A 23,830-nucleotide genomic window follows, 5' to 3' on the forward strand; every position below is an offset into this window, starting at 1 on the left:
TCGAGTGCTGCGCTGGATAACTGCCGGAGAATCCCACGGACCTGCTCTCGTCGCCATTCTCGAAGGAATGGTCGCGGGAGTCGAGGTGACCTCGGACGATATTGCCTCCCAACTCGCCCGCCGTCGTCTCGGTTACGGCCGCGGGGCCCGAATGAAGTTCGAGGCGGACAAAGTCACGCTCACCGGCGGCGTACGGCACGGCCGCACCATGGGCGGGCCCGTCGCGATCGAGGTCGGCAACACCGAATGGCCCAAGTGGGAGCAGGTGATGTCGGCCGATCCGGTCGACGACGCCGTGCTTGCCGATCTCGCGCGCAACTCCCCGCTGACCCGCCCACGCCCAGGGCACGCAGATTTCTCCGGAATGCTCAAGTACGGCTTCGACGATGCACGCCCGGTTCTCGAACGCGCGAGCGCACGCGAGACCGCGGCCCGGGTTGCCATCGGCACGGTCGCGCGCCTCTTCCTGAAGCAGGCGTTCGGCGTCGACGTCGTGTCCCACGTGATCTCCATCGGAGCATCCGATCCGTACGTGGGTCCGCCGCCTGCAGGTGACGACCTCGACGCGATCGACGCCTCCCCGGTGCGCGCATTCGACAAGGCCGCCGAGGAGTCGATGATCGCCGAGATCGAAGCGGCGAAGAAGGACGGCGACACCCTCGGCGGCGTCGTCGAGGTTGTCGTGCACGGCCTCCCCGTCGGCCTCGGGTCGTTCGTCTCGGGGGAGCGCAAGCTCGACGCCAGATTGGCTGCCGCGCTGATGGGAATCCAGGCCATCAAGGGTGTGGAGATCGGTGACGGCTTCGAGACCGCGCGCCGCCGCGGCAGCGTCGCCCACGACGAGATCAAGCCCGGCCCCGACGGGGTGCTGCGCTCGACCAACCGCGCAGGCGGCATCGAGGGCGGGATGACCAACGGCGAGCCACTGAGAGTGCGGGCCGCGATGAAACCCATCTCCACCGTGCCGCGCGCGCTGGCGACCGTCGACATGACCACCGGAGACGAAGCAGTCGCCATTCATCAGCGCTCGGACGTCTGCGCCGTTCCGGCCGCCGGTGTCGTAGCCGAGACCATGGTTGCCTTGGTGGTCGCTCAGGCAGCGTTGGAGAAGTTCGGTGGGGATTCGCTGGCGGAGACGACGAGCAACGTCGACCACTACGTGAAGGGCACCGCCGCCCGACCTCCACGATGAGCCCGTACGCGGTCCTCGTCGGACCGCCGGGAGCAGGCAAGTCGACGATCGGTCGACGGCTGGCACAGGCCCTCGACCTGGACCTGTTCGACACCGACGTGGCCATCGAGCGAGACACCGGTCGTACGATCGCCGATATCTTCTCGCACGACGGCGAACCGGCTTTTCGGCAGATCGAGGAGCGGACAGTCGCCGGTGCTCTGGCCTCGCACGACGGGATCGTCTCCCTCGGCGGTGGTGCTGTGTTGTCGCCGGCGACCCGTAGCCTGCTGTCCGGGCACACCGTGGTGTACCTGGAAATCAGCGTGGCAGAAGGGCTTCGGCGAACCGGTGCGAACACGGTTCGGCCGCTGCTAGCCGGTCCTGACCCGCGTGCGAAGTATCAGGAACTGATGCGTCATCGGCGACCTCTCTACCGTTCGGTGGCCACGGTGCGAGTGCGCACCGACAGTCGCAGCCCCGCTCGGGTCGTGGGCCAGTTGGTCGCGAAGCTGACGGCCATCGCCCCTGTTCCCGGGCGCAATGCGAACGAGAAAAACCCCCAGTAGATGAAGGTGATTCGATGACAGAGCCAGTGCGCGTCCAGGTCGAGACTGCCAACCCGTACCCGGTGATCATCGGCCGAGGTCTGTTGACGGACCTCGTCGACGAGCTCGCCGGAACGGCCACCGTGGCGATCTTCCACCAGCCTCCGCTGGCAGAGACCGCGGAGGCAGTGCGAGCAGCGTTGGCGGACAAGGGAATCGACGCTCACCGCATCGAGATCCCGGATGCCGAGGACGGCAAGGACCTTGCAGTGGCGGGGTTCTGCTGGGAAGTCCTCGGCCGAATCGGTCTCACCCGCAGCGACGCCATCGTCAGTCTGGGCGGCGGAGCGGCAACGGACCTGGCCGGATTCGTGGCAGCGACCTGGATGCGCGGAGTCCGTATCGTCCACGTCCCGACGACGCTGCTGGCCATGGTCGACGCGGCCGTCGGCGGCAAGACCGGCATCAACACCGATGCCGGAAAGAACCTCGTAGGGTCCTTCCACGAACCGGCTGCCGTGCTGATCGACCTCGCCACGCTCGAGACCGTGCCCAAGAACGAGATCGTCTCGGGCATGGCCGAGGTGATCAAGACCGGGTTCATCGCCGATCCGAAGATTCTGGACATCATCGAGGCAGATCCGGCGGCGGCGCTCGATCCGACCGGCGACGTTCTACCGGAGTTGATCAAGCGATCGGTGGAGGTCAAGGCGAAGGTCGTGGCGGCGGATCTGCGCGAGTCGAACCTGCGCGAGATTCTGAACTACGGTCACACGCTTGCCCACGCCATCGAACGGCGTGAGCAGTACCGCTGGCGCCACGGTGCCGCAGTGTCGGTCGGTCTGGTGTTCGCGGCCGAACTCGGACGCCTGGCCGGCCGTCTGGACGACGCCACGGCCGACAGACATCGATCAATTCTCGAATCGGTCGGCTTGCCGGTCACCTACGACGAGCACGCGTTCGGGGACCTGCTGAAGGGCATGCAGAAGGACAAGAAGAATCGCGCCGGCCTGTTGCGGTTCGTAGTCCTGGACGGTCTGGCCAAGCCGGGACGGCTGGAGGGTCCCGATCCGGCTCTGCTCGTCGCCGCGTTCTCCGCAGTCGGTCGCGAGGCTCCGGCAACCGGTGGGTCCGCCATAATGTTGTGACACTCGGACCCGCGCTCCGAACGCGGTGAGAACGGGCGGTGAGCGACGCGTCATGCGTCACTCACCGCCCGTGTGTTTGTAGCGCGAGTCAGGAACCGTCGGCGGTGCCGTGCCGGTTGCCGCGCTTGTCCAGTCGGGGCTTTCCGTCGGCGTCCACTGCCGAGAACACCTCGGTGTCGGCTTCGCCGTGCTCGGCGGCCCACTGAGGTTCGGAGCGCGTCGGTTCGGAGCGCGTCGGTTCGGAGCGCGTCGGTTCTGCCTGCGATCGAGTGTCGCGACTCGCCTCGGCACGTTGCGCGCTGCCTGCATTGACCAGCTCGCGGTCGTGTGCACGGTCGGCGTCGGAGGTGGCCAGCTTCTTCTTCGCGTCGCGGTTGACGATCAGCCGACCCACGAACACCGCAATGCTGGCAACGACGAAAATGGTGAGGATGGTGAAAGCTGCACCGGAGGTCAGCTCGAAGATCAGACCGTTCTGACCGAGGCTGAAGTCGACGAAGAAGTCGATGATCCAGCTGAGCAGTCCAGCGAGCAATCCCGCGACGACCGCGGCCTTGAGCCACACCATCGTGAGGTCCTGCCCGTCATCGGGATCAGGATGATTGCGTCGATCGCGAACGCCGTCGATTCCTGCCCAGACAACGATCACGAGGATCACGAGGGCATACGCCACCCATCGCAACGCCGAGCCGCTCAGCGGCCACATCGATACTGCCGCCCCCAGCAGCAATCGAACGACGGCGTTGATCAATCCCATACCTATGCCACGCACTGCCCACCCAGTCATGCGGCACAGCATATCCGCACGTCGCCGTTCGTGTGGCAGGGCCCACAAAGTTCGAGTCCGATGCGTCCTGGGCGAGGCACGTCGGGGCGAGCAGTAATGTCGAGCGCATGCCTGCTGATTTCGGTGCCCGTCGTGGTGCCCTGCGAGAACTGTTGGCCGCCGACGGCCTCGATTCGATGTTGATCACCGACTTGCTGAACGTGCGTTATCTGACCGGTTTCACCGGCTCGAATGCGGCACTGCTGGTCTCGGCGGCGGATTCGGTCGACGGTGAGAACGAGACCGTGATCTGCACCGACGGTCGGTATGTCACCCAGGTCGCCGAGCAGGTGCCGGATCTGCGTGCCGAGATCGACCGGGCGTCGGCGATACACCTCCTTCGATCGGGAGTGTCGGGTCGTGGCGGCCGCATCGGTTTCGAGAGTCACGTCGTGACGGTCGACGCCCATCGCAGCTGGGCCGAGTTGGATGGGGGCGTCGAGTTGGTGCGCGCACCCGGTGTCGTCGAGTCGTTGCGCATGGTCAAGGACGAATTCGAGGTGGGATTGCTCCGTGATGCGTGCCGCGCAGCCGACGATGCGCTCGCGCAATTGCTGAGCGGAGGCAGCATTCGGGCTGGGAGAACCGAGCGTGAGGTGGCCCGCGAACTGGAATCTGCGATGCTCGACCACGGCGCCGATGCGATCTCGTTCGAGACCATCGTGGCTGCAGGCGTCAATTCCGCAGTGCCGCATCACCGACCGACGGATGCGGTGTTGGCCGAGGGTGACTTCGTGAAGCTGGACTTCGGCGCGCTGGTGGGCGGGTACCACTCCGACATGACCCGGACCTTCGTGATCGGTAGTCCGGCGCAGTGGCAGCGCGACCTGTACGAGTTGGTGCAGCGCTCCCAGACGGCCGGTCGAGAGGCGCTGGCGCCAGGGGTGAACACCGCTTCGGTCGACGCGGCGTCGCGCTCGGTCATCGAGGACGCAGGGTACGGCGAGTACTTCTTGCACGGGCTCGGTCATGGCGTGGGCCTGGAAATCCACGAAGCGCCGGGAATCGCGAAGACGAGCACCGGTACACTGCTGAGCGGTGCAGCGGTCACCGTCGAGCCGGGTGTCTACTTCTCCGGTCGCGGCGGCGTTCGGATCGAGGACACACTCGTCGTTCGCGACGGGGGTCCGGAACTGCTCACCCTGACAAGCAAGGAACTCACGTCCGTCTAGCGCGCGGGCGGGAGCGAATCTAAGCACGTGACCGACGGCGCGTCACGCGCACAAACGATTGAGGAGACGCGAAGCAAGTGGCTTCCACCAGCGATTTCAAGAACGGACTGGTTCTCAACCTGGAGAACCAGCTGTGGACGATCATCGAATTCCAGCACGTCAAGCCCGGTAAGGGGCCCGCATTCGTGCGGACCAAGCTCAAGAACGTGCTCTCGGGCAAGGTCGTCGACAAGACGTTCAACGCCGGTGTGAAGGTCGAGACCGCAACGGTCGACCGTCGCGACATGACCTACCTCTACCACGACGGCAGCGATTACGTGTTCATGGACGCAGACACGTACGACCAGATCTCGATCGGTGAGGCCACCGTCGGTGACGGTGCTCGCTTCCTGCTCGAGAACCTCCGGGTTCAGGTCGCCATGCACGAGGGCCTCCCGCTGTATGTCGAGCTTCCCGTCACCGTAGAGCTGGAGGTCAAGCACACCGATCCCGGCCTGCAGGGCGACCGGTCCACCGGCGGCACCAAGCCGGCGACCCTCGAAACCGGAGCCGAGATCTCGGTGCCGCTGTTCATCAACACCGGTGACAAGCTCAAGGTCGACTCGCGTGATGGCAACTACCTCGGGCGTGTGAACTCCTAACGTGTCATCGAAGAAGTCGACATCCTCCGCCTCGCAGAACGGTGCCCCCGGCACGAAGAAGCTGGGCGCGCGTCACAAGGCCCGCAAGCGTGCGGTTGACTTTCTGTTCGAGGCGGAGGCGCGCAACGTCGACCCGGTGGACCTGACCGCGGAGCGCATCGAACTCGCGCGCGCCGACGACACCATCGCGCCGGTCAGTGACTACACCTCGACGTTGGTCGAGGGTGTTGCGGAGAACCTGGATCGCCTCGACGGTGTCATCGCCGATCACCTCAAGGATTGGACGCTCACACGTCTTCCTGCGGTCGACCGGGCCATCCTTCGCGTTGCTGTCTGGGAGCTGTTCCATGCCACCGACGTGCCTCCTGTCGTGGCCGTCGACGAGGCCGTCGAGCTGGCCAAGCAGTTGTCCACCGACGATTCGCCCGGTTTCGTCAACGGTGTGCTCGGCCAGATAGTCCTCGTGGCACCGCAGGTACGCGCCGCCGCGGCGGCCGTGTCGAGCCATCCGCAGGTCGACACGGCCGGAGACACCGAGCACTGACCGAACGCTCGACGGTCCTGTGACCGAACGCTCTGCGAGCCTGGTAGGTGTGGTTCGCAGAGCGTTGCTAGGCTCTACGCAGTTCATGTCAGACATCCTTTAACGATCCGTCCAGAGAGGCGGAGAAGGAGGTCGTAGTTTGCCTGCGCCCGAAAGCTCGTCTGCGAACCCCGATGTTCGCGAATTGCTGTCCTCGGCCGATGTGGGACGAACCATCTCCCGCATGGCTCACCAGATCATCGAGAAGACGGCGCTCGACGCCCCCGACTCGCCACGTGTCGTGCTGCTGGGCATTCCTACACGCGGAACCACTCTGGCCGAGCGCCTCGCCGAACGTATCGAGGCATTTTCCGGGGTACGACCCCCGCTGGGTTCTCTCGACATCACCCTCTACCGCGACGATCTGCGGAACAAGCCGCACCGTCCGCTCGAGCGGACCTCGGTCCCGGTCGGTGGTGTCGACGACGCATTGGTCGTGCTGGTCGACGACGTGCTGTTCTCGGGCAGAACGGTTCGCTCCGCGCTCGATGCGCTACGGGATCTCGGTCGTCCCCGCGCCGTGCAGTTGGCGGTCCTCATCGACCGCGGCCACCGCGAACTTCCCCTCCGCGCGGACTACGTGGGCAAGAACGTCCCCACCGCGCGCACCGAGGACGTCTCGGTGTTGCTGTCCGAACACGACGGCCGCGACGGTGTCAGCCTGTCCGAGGGAGGATCGGCGCGATGAAACACCTTCTCTCGGTCGCCGATCTCACCGTCGACTCGGCCACCGAACTTCTCGACGAAGCCGAACGCTTCGAGCAAGCGCTGCTCGGCCGGGAGGTCAAGAAGCTGCCTACGCTGCGCGGCCGCACGATCATGACGGTCTTCTTCGAGAATTCGACGCGCACTCGCGTCTCCTTCGAGGTGGCCGGCAAGTGGATGAGTGCCGACGTCATCAATGTCAGTGCCAGCAGTTCGTCGGTGTCGAAGGGGGAGTCGCTCCGCGACACCGCGATGACGTTGCGCGCTGCCGGAGCCGACGCCCTCATCGTTCGACACCCGGCATCGGGTGCTGCCCACCAGATCGCTCAGTGGACCGCCGATCAAGGAACTGGCCTCGATGGTCGTTCCGCAGGCTCCACTCCTGGTGGTGGCCCGGCGGTGATCAACGCGGGTGACGGTACTCACGAACACCCCACGCAGGCCCTGCTCGACGCCCTGACCGTTCGTCAACGTCTCGGAAACATCGCCGGCCGACGAGTGGCGATCGTCGGCGACATCCTGCACAGCCGAGTGGCGCGCTCGAACGCGATCCTGCTGGCCAAGCTCGGTGCCGAGGTGGTGCTGATCGCACCACCGACTTTGCTTCCCGTCGGAGTGACCGGCTGGCCGGTGCGGGTGTCACACGACATCGACGCCGAACTGCCCGGGTTGGACGCCGTGCTGATGCTGCGCGTCCAAGCAGAACGGATGAACGGCGGGTTCTTCCCCTCGGCTCGGGAGTACTCCATCACGTACGGGCTCTCGCAGCGCCGGCTGGAGCTGCTGCCCGATCATGCCGTCGTGCTGCACCCCGGTCCGATGCTGCGCGGTATGGAGATTGCGTCGTCGGTCGCGGACTCTCCCAAAACTGCAGTGTTGCAACAGGTTACGAATGGAGTTCACGTGCGGATGGCAGTGCTGTTCCGATTGCTGGTCGGTTCGGACGGGGGTGCTTCATGACCGCATCCACGTCCTCGGTTCTGCTGCGAGGCGTCCTACTGTACGGCGAGGGCTCCGAAACCGACGTGCTCATCACCGGCGAGGAGATCGCCGCAATCGGTGCCGACCTCGATGCTGACGGCGCGCAGGTGATCGACGCCCGCGGCCACATTCTGCTTCCCGGATTCGTCGACATGCACACGCATCTGCGCGAACCGGGCCGTGAAGATACCGAAACGATCGAATCCGGCTCGGCAGCAGCGGCTCTGGGCGGTTACACCGCGGTGTTCGCCATGGCGAACACCGATCCGGTTGCCGATTCGGTGGTCGTTACCGACCATGTGTGGCGCCGCGGACAGGAAGTCGGGCTCGTCGACGTCCACCCCGTCGGGGCGATCACCGTCGGGTTGAAGGGCAAGCAACTCGCCGAGATGGCCACGATGGCTGCGGGAATCGGCAGAGTGAAGATGTTCTCCGACGACGGACATTGCGTCGACGATCCGCTGATCATGCGTCGGGCGTTGGAATACTCGAGCTCACTCGGCGTACTCATCGCGCAGCATGCCGAGGAGCCCCGGCTCACCGTCGGTGCCGTCGCACACGAGGGACCCACTGCTGCGCGCCTCGGACTGGCCGGGTGGCCGCGTGCGGCAGAGGAATCGATCGTTGCGCGCGACGCACTGCTCGCCCGAGACGCGGGCGCACGGGTGCACATCTGCCATGCCTCCACTGCGGGAACCGTCGAGCTGATGAAATGGGCTCGCGGACAGGGTATTTCGATCACTGCCGAGGTCACCCCGCATCATCTGTTGCTCGACGATTCGCGGCTCGAAACGTACGACGCGATCAACAAGGTGAATCCACCACTGCGCGAGAAGTCCGATGTCGACGCCCTCCGTCGAGGCCTCGCGGACGGTGTGATCGATTGTGTGGCCACCGATCACGCGCCCCACGCCGAGCAGGACAAATGCTGCGAATTCTCGATCGCACGTCCCGGCATGCTCGGACTCGAGACCGCACTGTCCATCGTGGTCGACACGATGGTGACTCCCGGCCTGCTCGATTGGCTGGGTGTGGCCCGAGTGATGAGCGAGCGTCCAGCGCAGATCGTCGGGTTGTCCGACCAGGGCCGGCCGATCGAGGTGGGCGAGATCGCCAACCTCACCGTGGTCGATCCGGACGCGAGCTGGACGGTATCGGGCAAGAAGTTGGCCAGCGTCGCGCACAACACACCGTTCGAGGACATGACCTTCTCCTCGAAGGTGACCACGACCGTGTTGCGCGGACGAATCACCGTCCGCGACGGAGTCGTGGCGAACAGGGCAGGGGAGTAGAGCCGTGGACAGAGTTCTCATCGTCATCGGATTCATCCTGTTCTGGGCGCTGATGATCGCGCTGATCTTCTGGGGTTGGCGAGGACGGCAGAAGCGTCAAGAAGACCGAATCGGTGAATTCCCGGCCGTGCCCGACGATCTGGGTGCCACGCACATCGAGCCGACCACCGGCCTGTACGTCGGCAGCACCATCGCGCCGAGCTGGCAGGACCGGATCGCCGTCGGCGACATCGGCCACCGCGCTACCGGTGAACTCTCCCGATACGAGAAGGGAATTCTTCTCGATCGAAACGGCGAATCGCCCATCTGGATTCCGGCGGAATCGATTCGCGCGATCCGCACCGAACGCGGGTTGGCAGGCAAGGTGATGACCAAGGACGGGCTCCTGGTGATTCGCTGGGAGCTGCCGACTGGGACCGAGATAGACACCGGCTTCCGGGCCGACGACAAGCAGATCTACCCGGTGTGGACAGCGAGTGCCACCGGAGAAACCAAGGAGGAAACCGCGTGAGCAGCGCAGTTCTTGTTCTGGAGGACGGCCGAACATTCCGCGGCACCACATTCGGCGCACAGGGGCGCACCCTCGGCGAGGCCGTGTTCTGCACCGGAATGACCGGGTACCAGGAGACACTCACCGACCCGAGCTACCACCGACAGATCGTCGTCGCAACTGCGCCGCAGATCGGCAACACCGGCTGGAACCAAGAGGACGGTGAAGCCGCCAGCGCTCAGGATCCCAACAAGATCTGGGTCGCCGGCTACGTCGTCCGAGATCCGGCCCGCCGCACCTCGAGTTGGCGCTCGACCGGGACTCTGCAGGATCAGCTCGAGGCGCAGAACGTCGTGGGCATCGCCGGAATCGACACGCGCGCCCTGGTGCGGCACCTGCGCACCCGAGGTTCGATGCGAGCGGGAGTGTTCTCGGGCGACGCGCTCGGCACCTCGGACGAGATGCTCGGGCAGGTGGTCGGCCAGCCGTCGATGCTCGGTGCCGATCTCGCCGGTGAAGTGACCACCGGAGCCCGCTACACCATCGAGCCGTCCGGCGACGCTCGATTCACCGTCGTCGCAGTCGATCTCGGTATCAAGACCAACACTCCGCGGATGTTCGCCGAGCGCGGTATCCGCGTGCACGTGGTGCCGTCGAACACCACCATCGAGCAAGTTCTGGAGCTGAACCCCGACGGTGTCTTCCTGTCCAACGGACCGGGCGACCCGGCCACGGCCGACACCAGCGTCGCGTTGACCAGAGAAGTGCTCGAGCGGAAGCTGCCGCTGTTCGGTATCTGCTTCGGCAACCAGATATTCGGGCGGGCGCTCGGCCGCGGCACCTACAAGATGAAGTTCGGCCACCGCGGCATGAACATCCCGGTGATCGAGCACACCACCGGCCGCATCGCGATCACTGCACAGAACCACGGATTTGCACTCGAAGGCGAAGCAGGCGAGGAGTTCGACACCGACTTCGGCCGCGCCCGGATCAGCCACACGTGCGCCAACGACGGCACCGTCGAAGGCGTCGAGCTGATCGACGGGAGCGCCTTCTCCGTGCAGTACCACCCCGAGGCCGCGGCCGGTCCACACGACGCGGCCTACCTCTTCGATCGTTTCACCAGCGTCCTTCAGGAGAAGAAGTAATGCCACGCCGCACAGACCTGAACCACGTCCTGGTCATCGGATCCGGCCCGATCGTCATCGGTCAGGCCTGCGAGTTCGACTACTCCGGTACCCAGGCCTGCCGAGTGCTGCGCGAGGAAGGGCTCCGCGTCAGCCTCGTCAACTCCAACCCGGCGACGATCATGACCGATCCCGAGTTCGCCGACGCCACCTACGTCGAGCCCATCACGGCGGAGTTCATCGAGAAGATCTTTGCCCGCGAGGCCGAGCAGGGCCACCCGATCCAGGCCGTGCTCGCCACCCTCGGCGGCCAGACGGCGCTCAACGCTGCTGTCGCACTGCATGATCAAGGCATCCTGACCAAATACGGCGTGGAGCTGATCGGGGCCGATTTCGACGCGATCCAACGTGGTGAGGATCGGCAGAAGTTCAAGGACATCGTGGCCGAGGTCGGCGGTGAATCCGCGAAATCGGCCGTCTGTTACACGATGGACGAGGTCCGTGCGACCGTCGCCGAATTGGGCTTCCCCGTCGTCGTCCGACCGTCGTTCACGATGGGTGGTCTCGGATCGGGACTTGCATACAACGACCAGGATCTCACCCGCATCGCCGGCGGCGGACTCGCTGCGTCGCCCACGGCGAACGTCCTCATCGAGGAGTCGATCCTCGGGTGGAAGGAATACGAGCTCGAGCTCATGCGCGACGGCCGCGACAACGTGGTCATCGTGTGCTCCATCGAGAACGTCGATCCCGTCGGCGTGCACACCGGCGACTCGGTGACCGTCGCCCCGGCGATGACCCTGACCGACCGCGAATATCAGAAGATGCGCGATCTCTCGATCGACATCCTGCGCGAGGTGGGCGTCGACACCGGCGGCTGCAACATCCAGTTCGCGATGGATCCGACCGACGGTCGACTGGTGGTCATCGAGATGAACCCGCGTGTTTCGCGCTCGTCGGCGTTGGCGTCGAAGGCAACCGGCTACCCGATCGCCAAGATGGCCGCCAAACTGGCCATCGGTTACACGCTCGACGAAATCGTCAACGACATCACACGCGAAACCCCGGCGTGCTTCGAGCCGACGCTCGACTACGTGGTCGTCAAGGCACCGCGGTTCGCATTCGAGAAGTTTCCCGGTGCCGACGGCACTCTGACCACGACGATGAAGTCGGTGGGTGAGGCCATGTCCATCGGCCGCAACTTCACCGAGGCATTCGGCAAGGTGCTGCGCTCGCTCGAAACGAAGCGGGCCGGCTACTGGACCGGCCCGGAGGTGGAGGCGGAGAGCCTCGAAGCGCTGCTCGCGGACCTGTCCGTTCCTCAGGACGGTCGGATGTACGGGATCGAGAAGGCATTCGCAATGGGCGCCACTCTCGAGCAGCTCTTCGAGGCGACCAAGATCGACCCGTGGTTCCTCGACCAGTTCCAGCAGATCCACGAACTCGGCGTCCAGGTCCGCGAGGCGGCCGAATTCGACGAGGCGCTGCTGCGTCAGGCGAAGTACCACGGCCTGTCCGACCGCCAGATCGCTGCTCTGCGCCCCGAACTCGACGGCGAGGACGGCGTGCGTGCGCTGCGCGACGAGCTCGGTGTACATCCCGTCTACAAGACGGTCGACACCTGCGCGGCGGAGTTCGAGGCCAAGACCCCATACCACTACGGCACCTACGAGCTCGATCCCGAAGCCGAGTCCGAGGTTGCGCCGCAGCCGGACCGACCCAAGGTCCTGATCCTCGGATCGGGTCCCAACCGCATCGGTCAGGGAATCGAATTCGACTACAGCTGTGTGCACGCGGCACTGACACTGTCCGAGGCCGGCTACGAGACGGTCATGGTCAACTGCAACCCCGAGACCGTCTCCACCGACTACGACACCGCCGACCGCCTGTACTTCGAGCCACTGACCTTCGAGGACGTGCTCGAGGTCTACCGGGCCGAGGCCGCCTCGGGAACGGTGCGCGGGGTCATCGTCCAGCTGGGTGGCCAGACTCCGCTCGGCCTGGCGAAGCGGCTGAAGGCCGCGGGCGTTCCCATCGTCGGAACATCGCCCGAGGCCATCGATCTCGCCGAGGACCGTGGCGAGTTCGGCAAGGTGCTCGACGCTGCCGGCCTGCCCGCTGCCAAGTACGGCACCGCGACGACGTTCGACGGAGCCCGTGAGATCGCGTCGGGCATCGGCTACCCGGTACTCGTCCGCCCGTCGTACGTACTCGGCGGACGCGGGATGGAAATCGTGTACGACGAGCCGTCACTCGCGACGTACATCTCCAATGCGACGGAGATCTCGGACGACCGCCCGGTGCTGGTCGACCGTTTCCTCGAAGATGCTGTCGAGATCGACGTCGACGCACTGTGCGACGGCACCGAGGTGTACATCGGCGGAATCATGGAACACATCGAGGAGGCCGGTATCCACTCCGGCGACTCGGCGTGCGCGTTGCCGCCGATCACACTCGGCAAGACCGACATCGAGAACGTGCGGCGATCCACCGAGGCTCTCGCGAAGGGCATCGGCGTGCGCGGCCTGCTCAACGTTCAGTACGCACTCAAGGACGACATCCTGTACGTCCTCGAAGCCAACCCGCGTGCGAGCCGCACGGTTCCGTTCGTCTCCAAGGCGACTGCCGTACAGCTCGCGAAGGCCTGCGCCCGAGTGATGCTCGGGGAGAGTATTGCCGAGCTGCGGACCGCAGGCATCCTGCCCGAGACAGGGGACGGCGGCACCGTCCCGGCCGGCGCCCCGATTGCAGTCAAGGAAGCGGTGTTGCCGTTCAACCGGTTCCGTCGTGCGGACGGAACCGGAGTGGACACTCTGCTCAGCCCGGAAATGAAGTCCACCGGTGAGGTGATGGGAATCGACTTCGATTTCGGTACCGCTTTCGCCAAGAGTCAGACCGCTGCATACGGCTCGTTGCCCGCGAGCGGAGCGGTGTTCGTGTCGGTGGCGAACAAGGACAAGCGGTCACTGATCTTCCCGGTGAAGCGACTGGCGGATCTGGGCTTCACGATCCTGGCGACCGAAGGTACCGCAGATGTGTTGCGGCGCAATGGAATCAAATGCGAACAGGTGTACAAGCAGTCCGGCGAGGACGTGCCGGTGGGGGAGCGGACCATCGTCGACCGGATACTTGCAGGTGACATCGCGATGGTGATCAACACCCCGTACGGAAACTCCGGTCCCCGCGTCGACGGGTACGAGATCCGTAGCGCCGCAGTGGCGCAGAACATTCCGTGCATCACCACGGTGCAGGGTGCGTCGGCTGCAGTGCAGGGCATCGAAGCCGGTATCGCCGGCGGAATCGGCGTCCGCTCGCTCCAGGACCTGCATGCGGGGCTGAAGCAGGGGCTGGGAGTGGAATGAGCCATCGGAGTTGGTCGGATCGGCTGCGCGCGGCGGTGAGTGCGCGCGGTCGACTGTGTGTCGGTATCGATCCGCATCCGGCGCTGCTCGAGGCATGGGAGTTGCCACGCTCGGCGGACGGTCTCGAGGTGTTCGCCGAGCTGTGCGTCGAGGCGTTCGTCGGTGAGGTGGCGATCGTCAAGCCTCAGGTGGCCTTCTTCGAGGCGTACGGATCTGCCGGGTACGCGGTGCTCGAACGTACTGTCAGTGTGCTTCGGGATGCGGGCACCCTGGTGATCGCAGATGCGAAGCGCGGCGACATCGGCACCACGATGGATGCGTATGCGCAGGCCTGGATAGAGCCCGAGTCGCCGTTGTCTTCCGATGCGGTCACGGTGTCGCCGTACCTGGGCTTCGATTCTCTGAACGAGACCGTAGAGCGTGCGGTGCGCCACCATCGCGGCGTGTTCGTGCTGGCCAGAACATCCAATGCCGAGGGGGCGACTCTGCAGCAGGCCACGGCCTCGGATGGCAGATCGGTCGCTCAGTCGATCGTCGACGCGGCGGTCGTACGTAACCGTGTCGATCGCGACACCGTGGGACTGGTCGTCGGTGCCACGCGTGATCACGGACTCGATCTCTCGGATTACGTCGGACCGATCCTCGCGCCAGGTCTGGGAGCGCAGGGGGCGACGGTTGCCGATCTCGCGGACATCTTCCGCGATTGCCGTGAGCTCGTGCTCCCGAACTCGTCTCGTGGTGTTCTGGCGGCCGGCCCGTCGGTGACGGCATTGCGGGACGCGGCGACGCGGTTGCGCGATGAGATCGAAGCCGGTCTCGCATAGTCGACGCTGCTGCGCTCCGGCACCAGGGGGCGAGTTAGCGGTGAACGCGAGTCGTCGGTACGGTCGCTAGCGCTGCCGACGAACAGTGCGGATCGCCAGTGCGGAGCGCCGATGACCGCGGTTTGCGGCAGTGGAACACCGATGGTCGACGTGCCGACAACGATCGTGTGCGTCGTATCGCCCAGAACGAGAAGACGGAGGAACCGACAGTGGCCCTTCCCCAGTTGACCCCGGAGCAGCGTGCCGCTGCCCTCGAGAAGGCAGCGATCGCCAGGAAAGCGCGCGCCGAGCTCAAGGAGCGCCTCAAGCGCGGCGGCACCGATCTCAAGCAGGTGCTCAAAGACGCCGAGACGGACGAGATTCTCGGAAAGATGAAGGTCTCCGCGCTGCTCGAGGCCCTGCCGAAGGTGGGCAAGGTCAAGGCCGCGGAGTTGATGACGGAATTGGAGATCGCGCCCACCCGTCGACTGCGCGGTCTCGGCGATCGGCAGCGCAAGGCGCTGTTGACGAAGTTCGATTTCGAGGCCTGACGACTGTGAGTGACACTGCGGCGACATCGGTCCCGGAGAACAAGCGCGGCCGGTTGGTGGTGCTGTCGGGACCCTCCGGCGTCGGCAAGTCCAGTGTCGTTCGGCTGGTGCGCGCGGCGCTGCCCGAGCTGGTCTTCAGCGTGTCGGTCACGACTCGATCACCGCGACCCGGTGAGACCGACGGACAGGACTACCACTTCGTGCCTGCCGACGAGTTCGACCGGATGATCGCCGACGGCGAGCTGCTCGAGTGGGCAAGCATCCACGGTGGCCTGCAGCGGTCCGGCACTCCGTCCGCGCCCGTCGATGCCGCTCTCGAGGCGGGCAGCCCGGTTCTGCTCGAGCTCGATCTGGCGGGTGCCCGGGCGGTACGCGTATCCAAACCGGAGGCTCTGCTGGTGTTCATGGCTCCGCCGACCTGGGAGGATCTTGTCGCCCGGTTGGTCGGTCGCGCGACCGAGGAAAGCGCGGCGACGGAGCGTCGACTGGAGACCGCGCGGGTGGAATTGGCCGCGCAGGACGAGTTCGACACGGTGGTTGTCAATACCGATGTCGACCATTCGTGCGAACAGTTGGTATCCTTGTTGGTCGGTAGGTCGTCGGTCGGCAACAGCTGACCATTCCCACGGCGCACGAGGCCCCGACCAGCTAGTTCGTAGCACCAACGATGCAATTTCAGGAGATCATCAGTGAGCAGCACTTCAGCGGCCGTTTCCGACTTCGACGGACGCAGCGCTCTGCCGGCCTACGACACGCCGCTCGGCATCACCAATCCACCCATCGACGAGTTGCTTGCCCGCACCTCGTCCAAGTACGCCCTCGTGATCTACGCAGCGAAGCGTGCGCGTCAGATCAACGACTACTACAACCAGCTCGGTGACGGCATCCTCGAGTACGTGGGACCGCTCGTCGAGCCGGGTCTGCAGGAGAAGCCGCTGTCGATCGCTCTCCGCGAGATCCACGCGGACCTCCTCGAGCACACCGAAGGCGAATAAGAACCCTACAGAGGAAATCTGACTTGCGCGTTGTCGTCGGAGTCGGCGGAGGTATCGCCGCCTACAAGAGTTGTTCGCTCATCCGCAGTTTCACCGAGAGCGGGCATCAGGTACGGGTGATTCCGACCGCCTCGGCCCTGGAGTTCGTCGGACGGGCAACGTTCGAGGCGCTGTCCGGCCAACCGGTGCACACCGGCGTCTTCACGGACGTTCCGGAAGTTCCTCACGTGCGCCTGGGGCAAGAGGCGGACCTCGTCGTAGTGGCACCGGCCACCGCGGACCTGATGGCCCGAATAGCGGGAGGGCGCGCGGACGACCTGCTCACCGCAACTCTTCTCACTGCACGGTGCCCGGTTGTTCTCGCACCGGCGATGCACACCGAGATGTGGGAGCACCCGGCCACGGTCGCCAACGTCGCCACCCTTCGATCGCGTGGCACACACGTGATCGAGCCGGCGTCCGGGCGATTGACCGGACGTGACACCGGTTCGGGGCGGCTCCCGGAACCGGACGAGATCTTCGCATTGTCGATGCTGGTGAGCGAAAGAAACGATGCGCTCCCACGAGATCTCGAGGGTCGTCATGTTCTGGTGTCCGCCGGAGGCACCCGAGAGCCTCTCGACCCGGTTCGCTTTCTGGGTAATCGCAGTTCGGGCAAGCAGGGATACGCGCTGGCCAGGGTCGCCGCGCAGCGCGGTGCCCAGGTGACCTTGGTTGCCGGGTACACCAGCGACCTCGACGCCCCGGCTGCAGTCGACGTCGTGAACGTCAAGACCGCCTCGGACATGCAGGATGCCGTTCGCAAGCATGCCGTCGGCGTCGATGCAGTGGTCATGGCCGCCGCGGTTGCGGATTTCCGCCCCGAGTCCATCGCGGGAAGCAAGATCAAGAAGGGCGCCAACGAGCCGTCGTCGATCCCGTTGATCCGCAACGATGACATACTCGCCGGCCTCGTCGCGGCTCGACGGGACGGCGATATCGAGCCATCGACCGTGATCGTCGGGTTCGCCGCCGAGACAGGCGACGCGAACGGCGATGTGCTGACATACGCGCGGGCGAAGCTCGAACGCAAGGGCTGCGATCTGCTTGTGGTGAACGCGGTCGGTGACGGCAAGGCTTTCGAGGTGGACCACAACGACGGTTGGTTACTCGGGGCCGACGGTTCCGAGGCTGCATTGGGAGAGGGCTCGAAAGCTCTGCTCGCGAGCCGCGTGCTGGATTCGGTGGTGCAGATGCTCGATACGAGGAGCCCTCGACCGACTTCGAATCCGCGATGATGCCAAGGGTGCACGAGCGATGTTGTCCCGGCTACTGTGCGGGGCACCGGTCGTATCGATCGTAGAGATCAGGTTTGCCATGTTCCCGCAGGGGCGATAACACCGAGGGAACGTCAATTTTCGTGTAGTGCCCAACCGGCGCGAGCCGTCGGGTCGGGCAGGAACATGCGTCGAGAGGAAGTTCGTGAGCACGTCCGGCAGTCGGCTTTTCACCAGCGAGTCCGTCACAGAGGGTCATCCCGACAAGATCTGTGACGCCATCAGCGATTCGATACTCGATGCTCTGTTGACGGAGGATCCGCGTTCACGTGTGGCCGTCGAGACTTTGGTCACCACCGGCCAGGTGCACGTCGCGGGTGAGGTCAACACCACCGCATATGCCGACATCCCCAAGATCGTGCGCGAGAAGGTGCTCGAGATCGGGTACGACTCGTCGGCCAAGGGGTTCGACGGAAATTCATGCGGTGTGAACGTCGCTATCGGCGCGCAGTCTCCCGAAATTGCTCAGGGCGTCGATCATTCGCACGAGGCCCGGGTCGAGGGGCTGTCCGACGACGAGATCGATCGGCAGGGCGCGGGAGATCAGGGTTTGATGTTCGGGTACGCGAACACCGATACTCCCGAGCTGATGCCGTTGCCGATCGCGTTGGCGCACCGGCTTTCTCGGCGATTGACCGAGGTCCGCAAGAGTGGGGTGCTGCCGTACCTGCGTCCGGACGGCAAGACGCAGGTGACGATCGAATACGACGGTGACAACGCCGTTCGCCTCGACACCGTGGTGATCTCGACTCAGCATGCGGCCGACATCGATCTCGACAACCTGCTCACTCCCGATATCAGGGAGAAGGTGCTCGGGTCTGTGCTCGCCGAATTGGACGTGCCGACGCTGGATACCTCCGATGTGCGTCTGTTGGTCAATCCCACCGGAAAGTTCGTGCTCGGTGGCCCGATGGGTGATGCCGGATTGACCGGACGCAAGATCATCGTCGACACCTACGGCGGCATGGCGCGGCACGGCGGCGGAGCCTTCTCCGGAAAGGACCCATCCAAGGTCGATCGCAGTGCCGCCTACGCGATGCGGTGGGTCGCTAAAACCGCGGTCGCCGCCGGGCTCGCCGATCGTATCGAGGTCCAGGTGGCGTACGCCATCGGCAAGGCTGCGCCGGTCGGGTTGTTCGTCGAGACGTTCGGCACCGAAAAGACCGATCCCGCGCGTATTCAGGCGGCGATCAGCGAGGTGTTCGATCTCCGCCCCGGTGCCATCATCCGCGATCTCGATCTGCTCCGCCCGATCTACGCGCAGACGGCCGCATACGGTCACTTCGGCCGTACCGACATCGATCTTCCGTGGGAATCCACCGATCGGGCCGACAAGCTCCGGGATGCGGCCGGTCTGTAGACACGTCGAAGACGGTCCTGTACGCACCTCCCCTCGCACCGGCTCGGTTATCCACGTCGATCGAGGTAGGAAGCAGTCGAGAGGGAGGTGCGGTGGACGTCTCGGCACGGGTGGCAGCGTCGAGTCTTCCCATCGCTCGCATACTCCCGATGTTGCCGCTTCCGCATCTGGACCGCGAATTCGACTACCTCGTTCCCGAGGGGCTCGGTGCGGATGCGCAACCCGGCGTCCGCGTACGAGTGCGATTCGCGGGCCGTTTGGTCGACGGTTTCGTGCTGGCCAGGCTGGCCGAGACCGACCATGACGGCAAACTCGGATGGCTCGAACGGGTGGTGTCCGCGGAGCGGGTTCTGACTCCCGAGATCGCCGAGCTCGCCGAGGTGGTTGCGGATCGCTACGCCGGAACACGAGCGGACGTGCTGCGTCTGGCCGTACCGGCCCGCCACGCGAGAGTCGAGGCGGAAGCCACACCCGTGGTCGATCCTCCGAGCGAGCCTGCGGTCGATCGCGTGGCGTGGTCCGCCTATACCCACGGCCCGAATTTCCTCGACGCCTTGGCGTCCGGTCGCCTTCCGCGCGCCGTGTGGCAGGCGCTGCCCGGCGAACAATGGTCGATTCGTCTGGCTGAGTCGGCCGCGGTGACGGTGGCAGGCGGTCGGTCTGCCGTGGTCGTAGTACCCGATCAGCGCGACCTCGATCGCCTGGAGGCGGCGTGCACGGCATTGCTCGGGGCCGAGCATGTGGTGGCGTTGTCGGCCGGGCTGGGCCCGGCCAAGCGGTATCGGCAGTGGCTACGGTGTCTGCGATCGGGACCGGTCGTCGTGGTGGGCACGCGCAGTGCCGTCTTCGCTCCGGTGTCGACACTCGGCATGATCGCGATCTGGGACGACGGTGACGACAGTTTCGCCGAGCCTCGGTCCCCGTATCCGCACGCGCGCGAGGTGGCATTGCTCCGTGCTCACGTGTCCGGGGCGGCGGTGGTGATCGGTGGACACTCGCGTACGGCGGAGGCCGAAGCGCTCGTCGACTCGGGCTGGGCCCACGACCTGGTGGCTCCGCGTGAGCTGGTCCGAGAGCGTCAACCTCACGTGGTCGCGCTGGCGGATTCGGACCATGCTCTGGCGCGGGATCCGGCGGCGCGCGTGGCACGACTACCGGCGATTGCCTTCGAGGCTGCTCGAGCGGCGTTGAAGGCCGACGCACCTGTGCTGGTGCAGGTTCCGCGTGCCGGTTATGTGCCGTCACTCGCATGCGCGAAGTGCCGGAATCCGGCGCGGTGTCGTCGATGCAACGGCCCGCTGGCGCTGCCCTCGGCCGCGGGCAGAGACGGTGCGAGCAGCCCGACGTGTTCGTGGTGCGGAATCGCCGATGCTGCGCATCGGTGCACGGTCTGCGGATCGCGCAACCTACGTGCGGTCGTGATCGGAGCGGGTCGAACTGCCGAGGAACTGGGGCGTGCTTTTCCTGGTGTTCCGGTGCACAATTCGGGCGGCGCGACAGTGCTCGACTCGGTCCGGCCCGGGGCCGCCCTCGTGGTGTCCACGGTGGGTGCCGAACCGACGGTCGAGGGTGGCTACGGCGCGGCCCTGCTGCTCGACGGCTGGGCACTGCTCGGCCGCGCAGATCTACGCGCCGCAGAGGAGACGTTGCGTCGGTGGATGACGGCCGCAGCGATGGTGCGGCCGGGTTCGGACGGTGGTCGTGTGGTCGTCGTCGCTGAATCCGAGATACCTACCGTCCAGGCTCTGGTTCGCTGGGATCCGTTGTGGCACGCGAGGAGTCAACTGGACGAGCGTGTCGAGGTGCGCTTTCCGCCGGCCGTGCACGTTGCGGCGATAGACGGCACCACCGACGCGATCACGGCGCTGGTCGAGAGTGCAGACCTGCCCGAGGCAGTGGAAGTGCTCGGACCGGTCGATCTGCCGGACGGTCAACGCCCTCCGGCTGGTAGCGGAGAGGACGGGCTTTCCGGTGACGTCCAGCGGCTGCTGATACGCGTACCCCGCAGTACCGGGGCGGCGCTGGCTCGGGCGTTGTCCGCTGCGCAGGCATCTCGCAGTGCCAAGAAACTCGGTGCGGGAGTGCGGGTTCAGATAGATCCGATTCGGATCGGCTGACGCCGCCATCGGGGTTCGACAAGGCTTAAGGTTGCGTCGGGGAGGCGCACGGGGCGCTGACGAGAGGTGGGGTCGGGAGATGAAGAGAAGGCAGCTCTTTCGCCGAGTGACAACAGGTTTGGCAGTACTGGTGGGGGCTAGGCTCGCTGCACCCGCCACCGCCGACGCCCTGCCCGGTACCGGCTCGGCGCAGCCTGCCGGGCCTGCCGTTCCGTTGGATCGCTTGCTCGGGATCGTGTCTCTGTCCCATGTCAACGATCCGGCTTTCACTCCGATTTTTCCCGGCGATCCGGCTTTCACCCTCGAGACGGCGTTCACTGTCGCCGAGGACGGGTTCTACCTCCAGTACGTCACGGAAGGCGAGCACACCGGTACGCATTGGGGAGCGCCCGCGCATTTTCAGGAGGGTGGACTGACCGCCGACCAGCTCGATCCGAAAGATCTGTTTCTGCCCGCGGTGAAGATCGATATCCGGGAGCAGGCGGCGGCCGACGCAGATTACGCCGTCACGGTCGCAGATCTGCAGAACTGGGAAGCCGTGCATGGAGCAATTCCTCTGGGGGCGGCGGTTATTGCGTGGACCGGATGGTCGTCGCGTTGGGGCAGTGACGCATACGCCAACGCGGACGCGGACGGTGTGACACACCAACCCGGTTTCTCTGCGGAGGCGGCGCAGTGGTTGATCGACACGGGCAAGCTCGCAGATCGCGGCGCGCTCGGCACCGATACATTCGGGCCCGATCTGGGCAACGACGAGACCTATCCGGTGTCGGTCAAGCTTTACGATCGGCGTCGGATCAGCTTGGAGAACCTGACCAATTTGGAGTCCATCCCGGCCACAGGTGCCTACGTTCTTGTCGGCGGCCCCATCAATCGCGCCGGATCTGGCTCTCCTGCAACCATTTTCGGTCTGGTCCCCAGGTTTTCCTGATCCATGTCGATCGGTACTCGGCTGAGCGTGCCCACGGCGTCGTAGGCGTAGACCCCGGCCTTGCCCTCGCGTTTGGCCCGATACATGGCGCGATCGGCGAGCCGCATCAGCTCGTCCTGGTCGACACCGGTGGTTCGTGATGCGGTGTTGTCGGGGTTGGCCTCGTGTGTCCGGCCTATCTGCACGACACCGACACAAGCGCCGACCGAGACCGGATGCCCGTCGATTTCATGGGGAGTGCGCATCGCATCGGCGATGCGCACAGCTGTGGCGCGCCCGGAGTCGAGGTCAGCGTGCACCAGGGCGGTGAACTCGTCGCCGCCGAAACGCGCCGCCACACCGTCGGCGACGCATCCGTCGAGTCGGCGTGCGAGTTCGACCAACAGTTCGTCGCCGCCGCCGTGCCCGAATCGGTCGTTGACGCTCTTGAAGTTGTCGAGGTCGATCAGCAGTAGGACTGCGCTCTTCCGCCCCGCTCGGGCGTCGTTCACCGCCGCGCGCAGGTGTTCGTCGAACGACGATCGATTGAGCAGTCCGGTCAGTCCGTCGTGATGCGCGCGGTAGGTCAGCTCGTCTCGAGCCAGAGTCAAGCTACGGAGCAGGTTGTCGTTCTGTATCAACGTGATCACCTGTCGGACGACCGAGAGCAGCACCACCCCAACCCCGAGGACGACGACCGTCGAGTCGAGGGCACCGGTCAGCACATGCAGAACCGCCAGCACGATGCCGATGGCACCCATGAGCGCGTAGGGCAGCAGCATCTGCGTTCGTTCACCGGCGATGCTGTTCGTGTAGGCAAACGGAGCGGGTTCCTGGTCGTACGTCGAGGGCCTGTACGTCGAGGGGCTGTACCCCGAGGGGCCGTCGTCGACGGTTCTCGGTGTGGCGGCCGCGAGCGCGATGAGCGCGGTGCCGGCAATGAATCCGCCGTCCGTCAGGACGGGCATGAACTCTGCCCCGATTGCGACCAGGTACGCGTAGATGCTGTCCGAGATCGCCAGCATCAGGATCCCTGCACCGAGCAGGGTGAGCTGTGACCTGTACCGAGCTGCGATGGTCGGAATCACGATGAGCAGCACGATCATGGCGACGAGAACCAGGTCGGTGATGGGGTACATGACGGCCACGAGGAACTCGATGGGTTCGGACTCCGACGAGTGCACAACCGCACCGAGCACGGTTGCCCAGGACAGAACGAAGAGTGATCCCACGACGACGGCACCGTCCAGTAGCGACATCAGCCAGACGTGGCGGGCACCTGCGGCCGCTCGTCGAGGCGACACTCCCGCGAAGGCGAACAAAGCGGGTACCGCGAAGACGGGGAAGAGGAAGAACCCGAGGTCTGCGACCGATGCGGTCGGCAGCGGCATGTCGAGCACGGATCGGTAGAAGGCCCAGACCGCCATGCCTGCGCTCCAGCACGCCATTCCCGCGGCCATCAGTACGCGCCACTGGCGTTCGGAACCCGTCCGTCTCGTGGCGGTCCGGCCGCAGACGACCGTTGCGGCGATACCTCCTGCGAGCTGTGCGACGTCGTCGATCAGCACCGAGATGCGGTGGCCGAGAACGCCGGATCCGACCAGGAGGACGACGGCGAGAACGCAGCCGAGCACGACGACAACCCGTCGCCCCGCTGATCCGGCCATGCGGCCCCCCTCGTTCGTGAGCGAGCGCCGCCCCGCCGGTCGCTGTGATCGGTGGCTCGGACCGG

At 65.5% G+C, this 23,830-nt stretch carries 22 protein-coding genes; 20 read left to right on the top strand and 2 right to left on the bottom strand.

The annotated features are described in order from the left end of the window. Positions 1–4: 4 nt before the first annotated feature. From aroC to aroB, 3 genes are read left to right on the top strand one after another with little or no spacing between them, the layout of a single operon-like run. Positions 5–1,192: a chorismate synthase gene (aroC, locus tag QM797_RS13560; RefSeq protein WP_283276154.1), complete on the top strand. Its 1,188-nt coding sequence runs from the start codon at positions 5–7 to the stop codon at positions 1,190–1,192. Beyond that, positions 1,189–1,740, top strand: coding sequence for a shikimate kinase (locus tag QM797_RS13565; protein WP_283276155.1), 552 nt, complete (start codon positions 1,189–1,191; stop codon positions 1,738–1,740). Before aroC ends, QM797_RS13565 begins: the two co-directional genes overlap by 4 nt. 14 nt (positions 1,741–1,754) lie before the next feature. Next, positions 1,755–2,867 carry a 3-dehydroquinate synthase gene (gene aroB, locus QM797_RS13570; RefSeq protein ID WP_283276156.1) on the top strand — a complete coding sequence of 371 codons (1,113 nt, stop codon included), beginning with the start codon at positions 1,755–1,757 and terminating at the stop codon, positions 2,865–2,867. Between the two features lie 88 nt (positions 2,868–2,955). On the opposite strand, the gene QM797_RS13575 is transcribed toward aroB, so the two are convergent. Continuing rightward, complete coding sequence (locus QM797_RS13575) at positions 2,956–3,654, bottom strand: B-4DMT family transporter (protein WP_283276158.1); 699 nt, start codon at positions 3,652–3,654, stop codon at positions 2,956–2,958. A 107-nt stretch (positions 3,655–3,761) separates the two neighbouring features. Between QM797_RS13575 and QM797_RS13580 the strand changes: the two genes are divergently transcribed. The 17 genes from QM797_RS13580 to QM797_RS13660 all read left to right on the top strand — a co-directional run bounded on the left by QM797_RS13580 (position 3,762) and on the right by QM797_RS13660 (position 22,119). After that, positions 3,762–4,865: a M24 family metallopeptidase gene (locus tag QM797_RS13580; RefSeq protein WP_283276159.1), complete on the top strand. Its 1,104-nt coding sequence runs from the start codon at positions 3,762–3,764 to the stop codon at positions 4,863–4,865. A 77-nt stretch (positions 4,866–4,942) separates the two neighbouring features. Next, a complete protein-coding gene (efp, locus tag QM797_RS13585) occupies positions 4,943–5,506 on the top strand; it encodes an elongation factor P (RefSeq protein ID WP_283276160.1) in 564 nt (187 codons plus the stop codon). 1 nt (position 5,507) lies between these two features. Then, positions 5,508–6,050: a transcription antitermination factor NusB gene (gene nusB, locus QM797_RS13590; RefSeq protein ID WP_283276161.1), complete on the top strand. Its 543-nt coding sequence runs from the start codon at positions 5,508–5,510 to the stop codon at positions 6,048–6,050. Positions 6,051–6,189: 139 nt separating this feature from the next. Next, on the top strand, positions 6,190–6,777 hold the full coding sequence (pyrR, locus tag QM797_RS13595; protein WP_283276162.1) for a bifunctional pyr operon transcriptional regulator/uracil phosphoribosyltransferase PyrR: 588 nt from the start codon (positions 6,190–6,192) through the stop codon (positions 6,775–6,777). Beyond that, a complete protein-coding gene (locus tag QM797_RS13600; RefSeq protein ID WP_283276163.1) occupies positions 6,774–7,754 on the top strand; it encodes an aspartate carbamoyltransferase catalytic subunit in 981 nt (326 codons plus the stop codon). The genes pyrR and QM797_RS13600 overlap by 4 nt, the downstream gene beginning before the upstream one ends. After that, a complete protein-coding gene (locus tag QM797_RS13605; RefSeq protein WP_283276164.1) occupies positions 7,751–9,067 on the top strand; it encodes a dihydroorotase in 1,317 nt (438 codons plus the stop codon). The genes QM797_RS13600 and QM797_RS13605 overlap by 4 nt, the downstream gene beginning before the upstream one ends. A gap of 4 nt (positions 9,068–9,071) precedes the next feature. Beyond that, positions 9,072–9,578: a PH-like domain-containing protein gene (locus tag QM797_RS13610; protein ID WP_283276165.1), complete on the top strand. Its 507-nt coding sequence runs from the start codon at positions 9,072–9,074 to the stop codon at positions 9,576–9,578. Then, complete coding sequence (gene carA, locus QM797_RS13615; protein ID WP_283276167.1) at positions 9,575–10,705, top strand: glutamine-hydrolyzing carbamoyl-phosphate synthase small subunit; 1,131 nt, start codon at positions 9,575–9,577, stop codon at positions 10,703–10,705. Before QM797_RS13610 ends, carA begins: the two co-directional genes overlap by 4 nt. Then, positions 10,705–14,046, top strand: coding sequence for a carbamoyl-phosphate synthase large subunit (gene carB / locus QM797_RS13620; protein ID WP_283276168.1), 3,342 nt, complete (start codon positions 10,705–10,707; stop codon positions 14,044–14,046). The genes carA and carB overlap by 1 nt, the downstream gene beginning before the upstream one ends. Continuing rightward, a complete protein-coding gene (gene pyrF, locus QM797_RS13625; RefSeq protein ID WP_283276169.1) occupies positions 14,043–14,870 on the top strand; it encodes an orotidine-5'-phosphate decarboxylase in 828 nt (275 codons plus the stop codon). The genes carB and pyrF overlap by 4 nt, the downstream gene beginning before the upstream one ends. Before the next feature lie 209 nt (positions 14,871–15,079). After that, positions 15,080–15,400, top strand: coding sequence for an integration host factor, actinobacterial type (gene mihF / locus QM797_RS13630; protein ID WP_027496987.1), 321 nt, complete (start codon positions 15,080–15,082; stop codon positions 15,398–15,400). A gap of 5 nt (positions 15,401–15,405) precedes the next feature. Then, entirely contained in the window at positions 15,406–16,017 is a 612-nt protein-coding gene (gmk, locus tag QM797_RS13635; protein WP_283276170.1) for a guanylate kinase, read from the top strand. A gap of 72 nt (positions 16,018–16,089) precedes the next feature. Further along, positions 16,090–16,395, top strand: coding sequence for a DNA-directed RNA polymerase subunit omega (gene rpoZ, locus QM797_RS13640; protein WP_008716576.1), 306 nt, complete (start codon positions 16,090–16,092; stop codon positions 16,393–16,395). Then, positions 16,392–17,672, top strand: a complete 1,281-nt coding sequence (gene coaBC / locus QM797_RS13645; RefSeq protein WP_502942342.1) for a bifunctional phosphopantothenoylcysteine decarboxylase/phosphopantothenate--cysteine ligase CoaBC — start codon at positions 16,392–16,394, stop codon at positions 17,670–17,672. Before rpoZ ends, coaBC begins: the two co-directional genes overlap by 4 nt. A gap of 184 nt (positions 17,673–17,856) precedes the next feature. After that, positions 17,857–19,071 (top strand): methionine adenosyltransferase, encoded by a 1,215-nt coding sequence (gene metK, locus QM797_RS13650; RefSeq protein WP_283276172.1) that lies wholly within the window; start codon positions 17,857–17,859, stop codon positions 19,069–19,071. Between the two features lie 149 nt (positions 19,072–19,220). Beyond that, positions 19,221–21,188 (top strand): primosomal protein N', encoded by a 1,968-nt coding sequence (locus QM797_RS13655; RefSeq protein WP_283276303.1) that lies wholly within the window; start codon positions 19,221–19,223, stop codon positions 21,186–21,188. Positions 21,189–21,267: 79 nt separating this feature from the next. After that, positions 21,268–22,119, top strand: a complete 852-nt coding sequence (locus tag QM797_RS13660) for a cyclase family protein (RefSeq protein WP_283276173.1) — start codon at positions 21,268–21,270, stop codon at positions 22,117–22,119. On the opposite strand, the gene QM797_RS13665 is transcribed toward QM797_RS13660, so the two are convergent. Continuing rightward, positions 22,035–23,765, bottom strand: a complete 1,731-nt coding sequence (locus tag QM797_RS13665) for a GGDEF domain-containing protein (RefSeq protein ID WP_283276174.1) — start codon at positions 23,763–23,765, stop codon at positions 22,035–22,037. The two genes, QM797_RS13660 and QM797_RS13665, sit on opposite strands and share 85 nt — an antisense overlap. Between the last annotated feature and the right edge of the window lie 65 nt (positions 23,766–23,830).

Origin of the sequence: Rhodococcus sp. IEGM 1381 (assembly GCF_030056795.1) — a bacterium.
Lineage (GTDB): Bacteria > Actinomycetota > Actinomycetes > Mycobacteriales > Mycobacteriaceae > Rhodococcoides.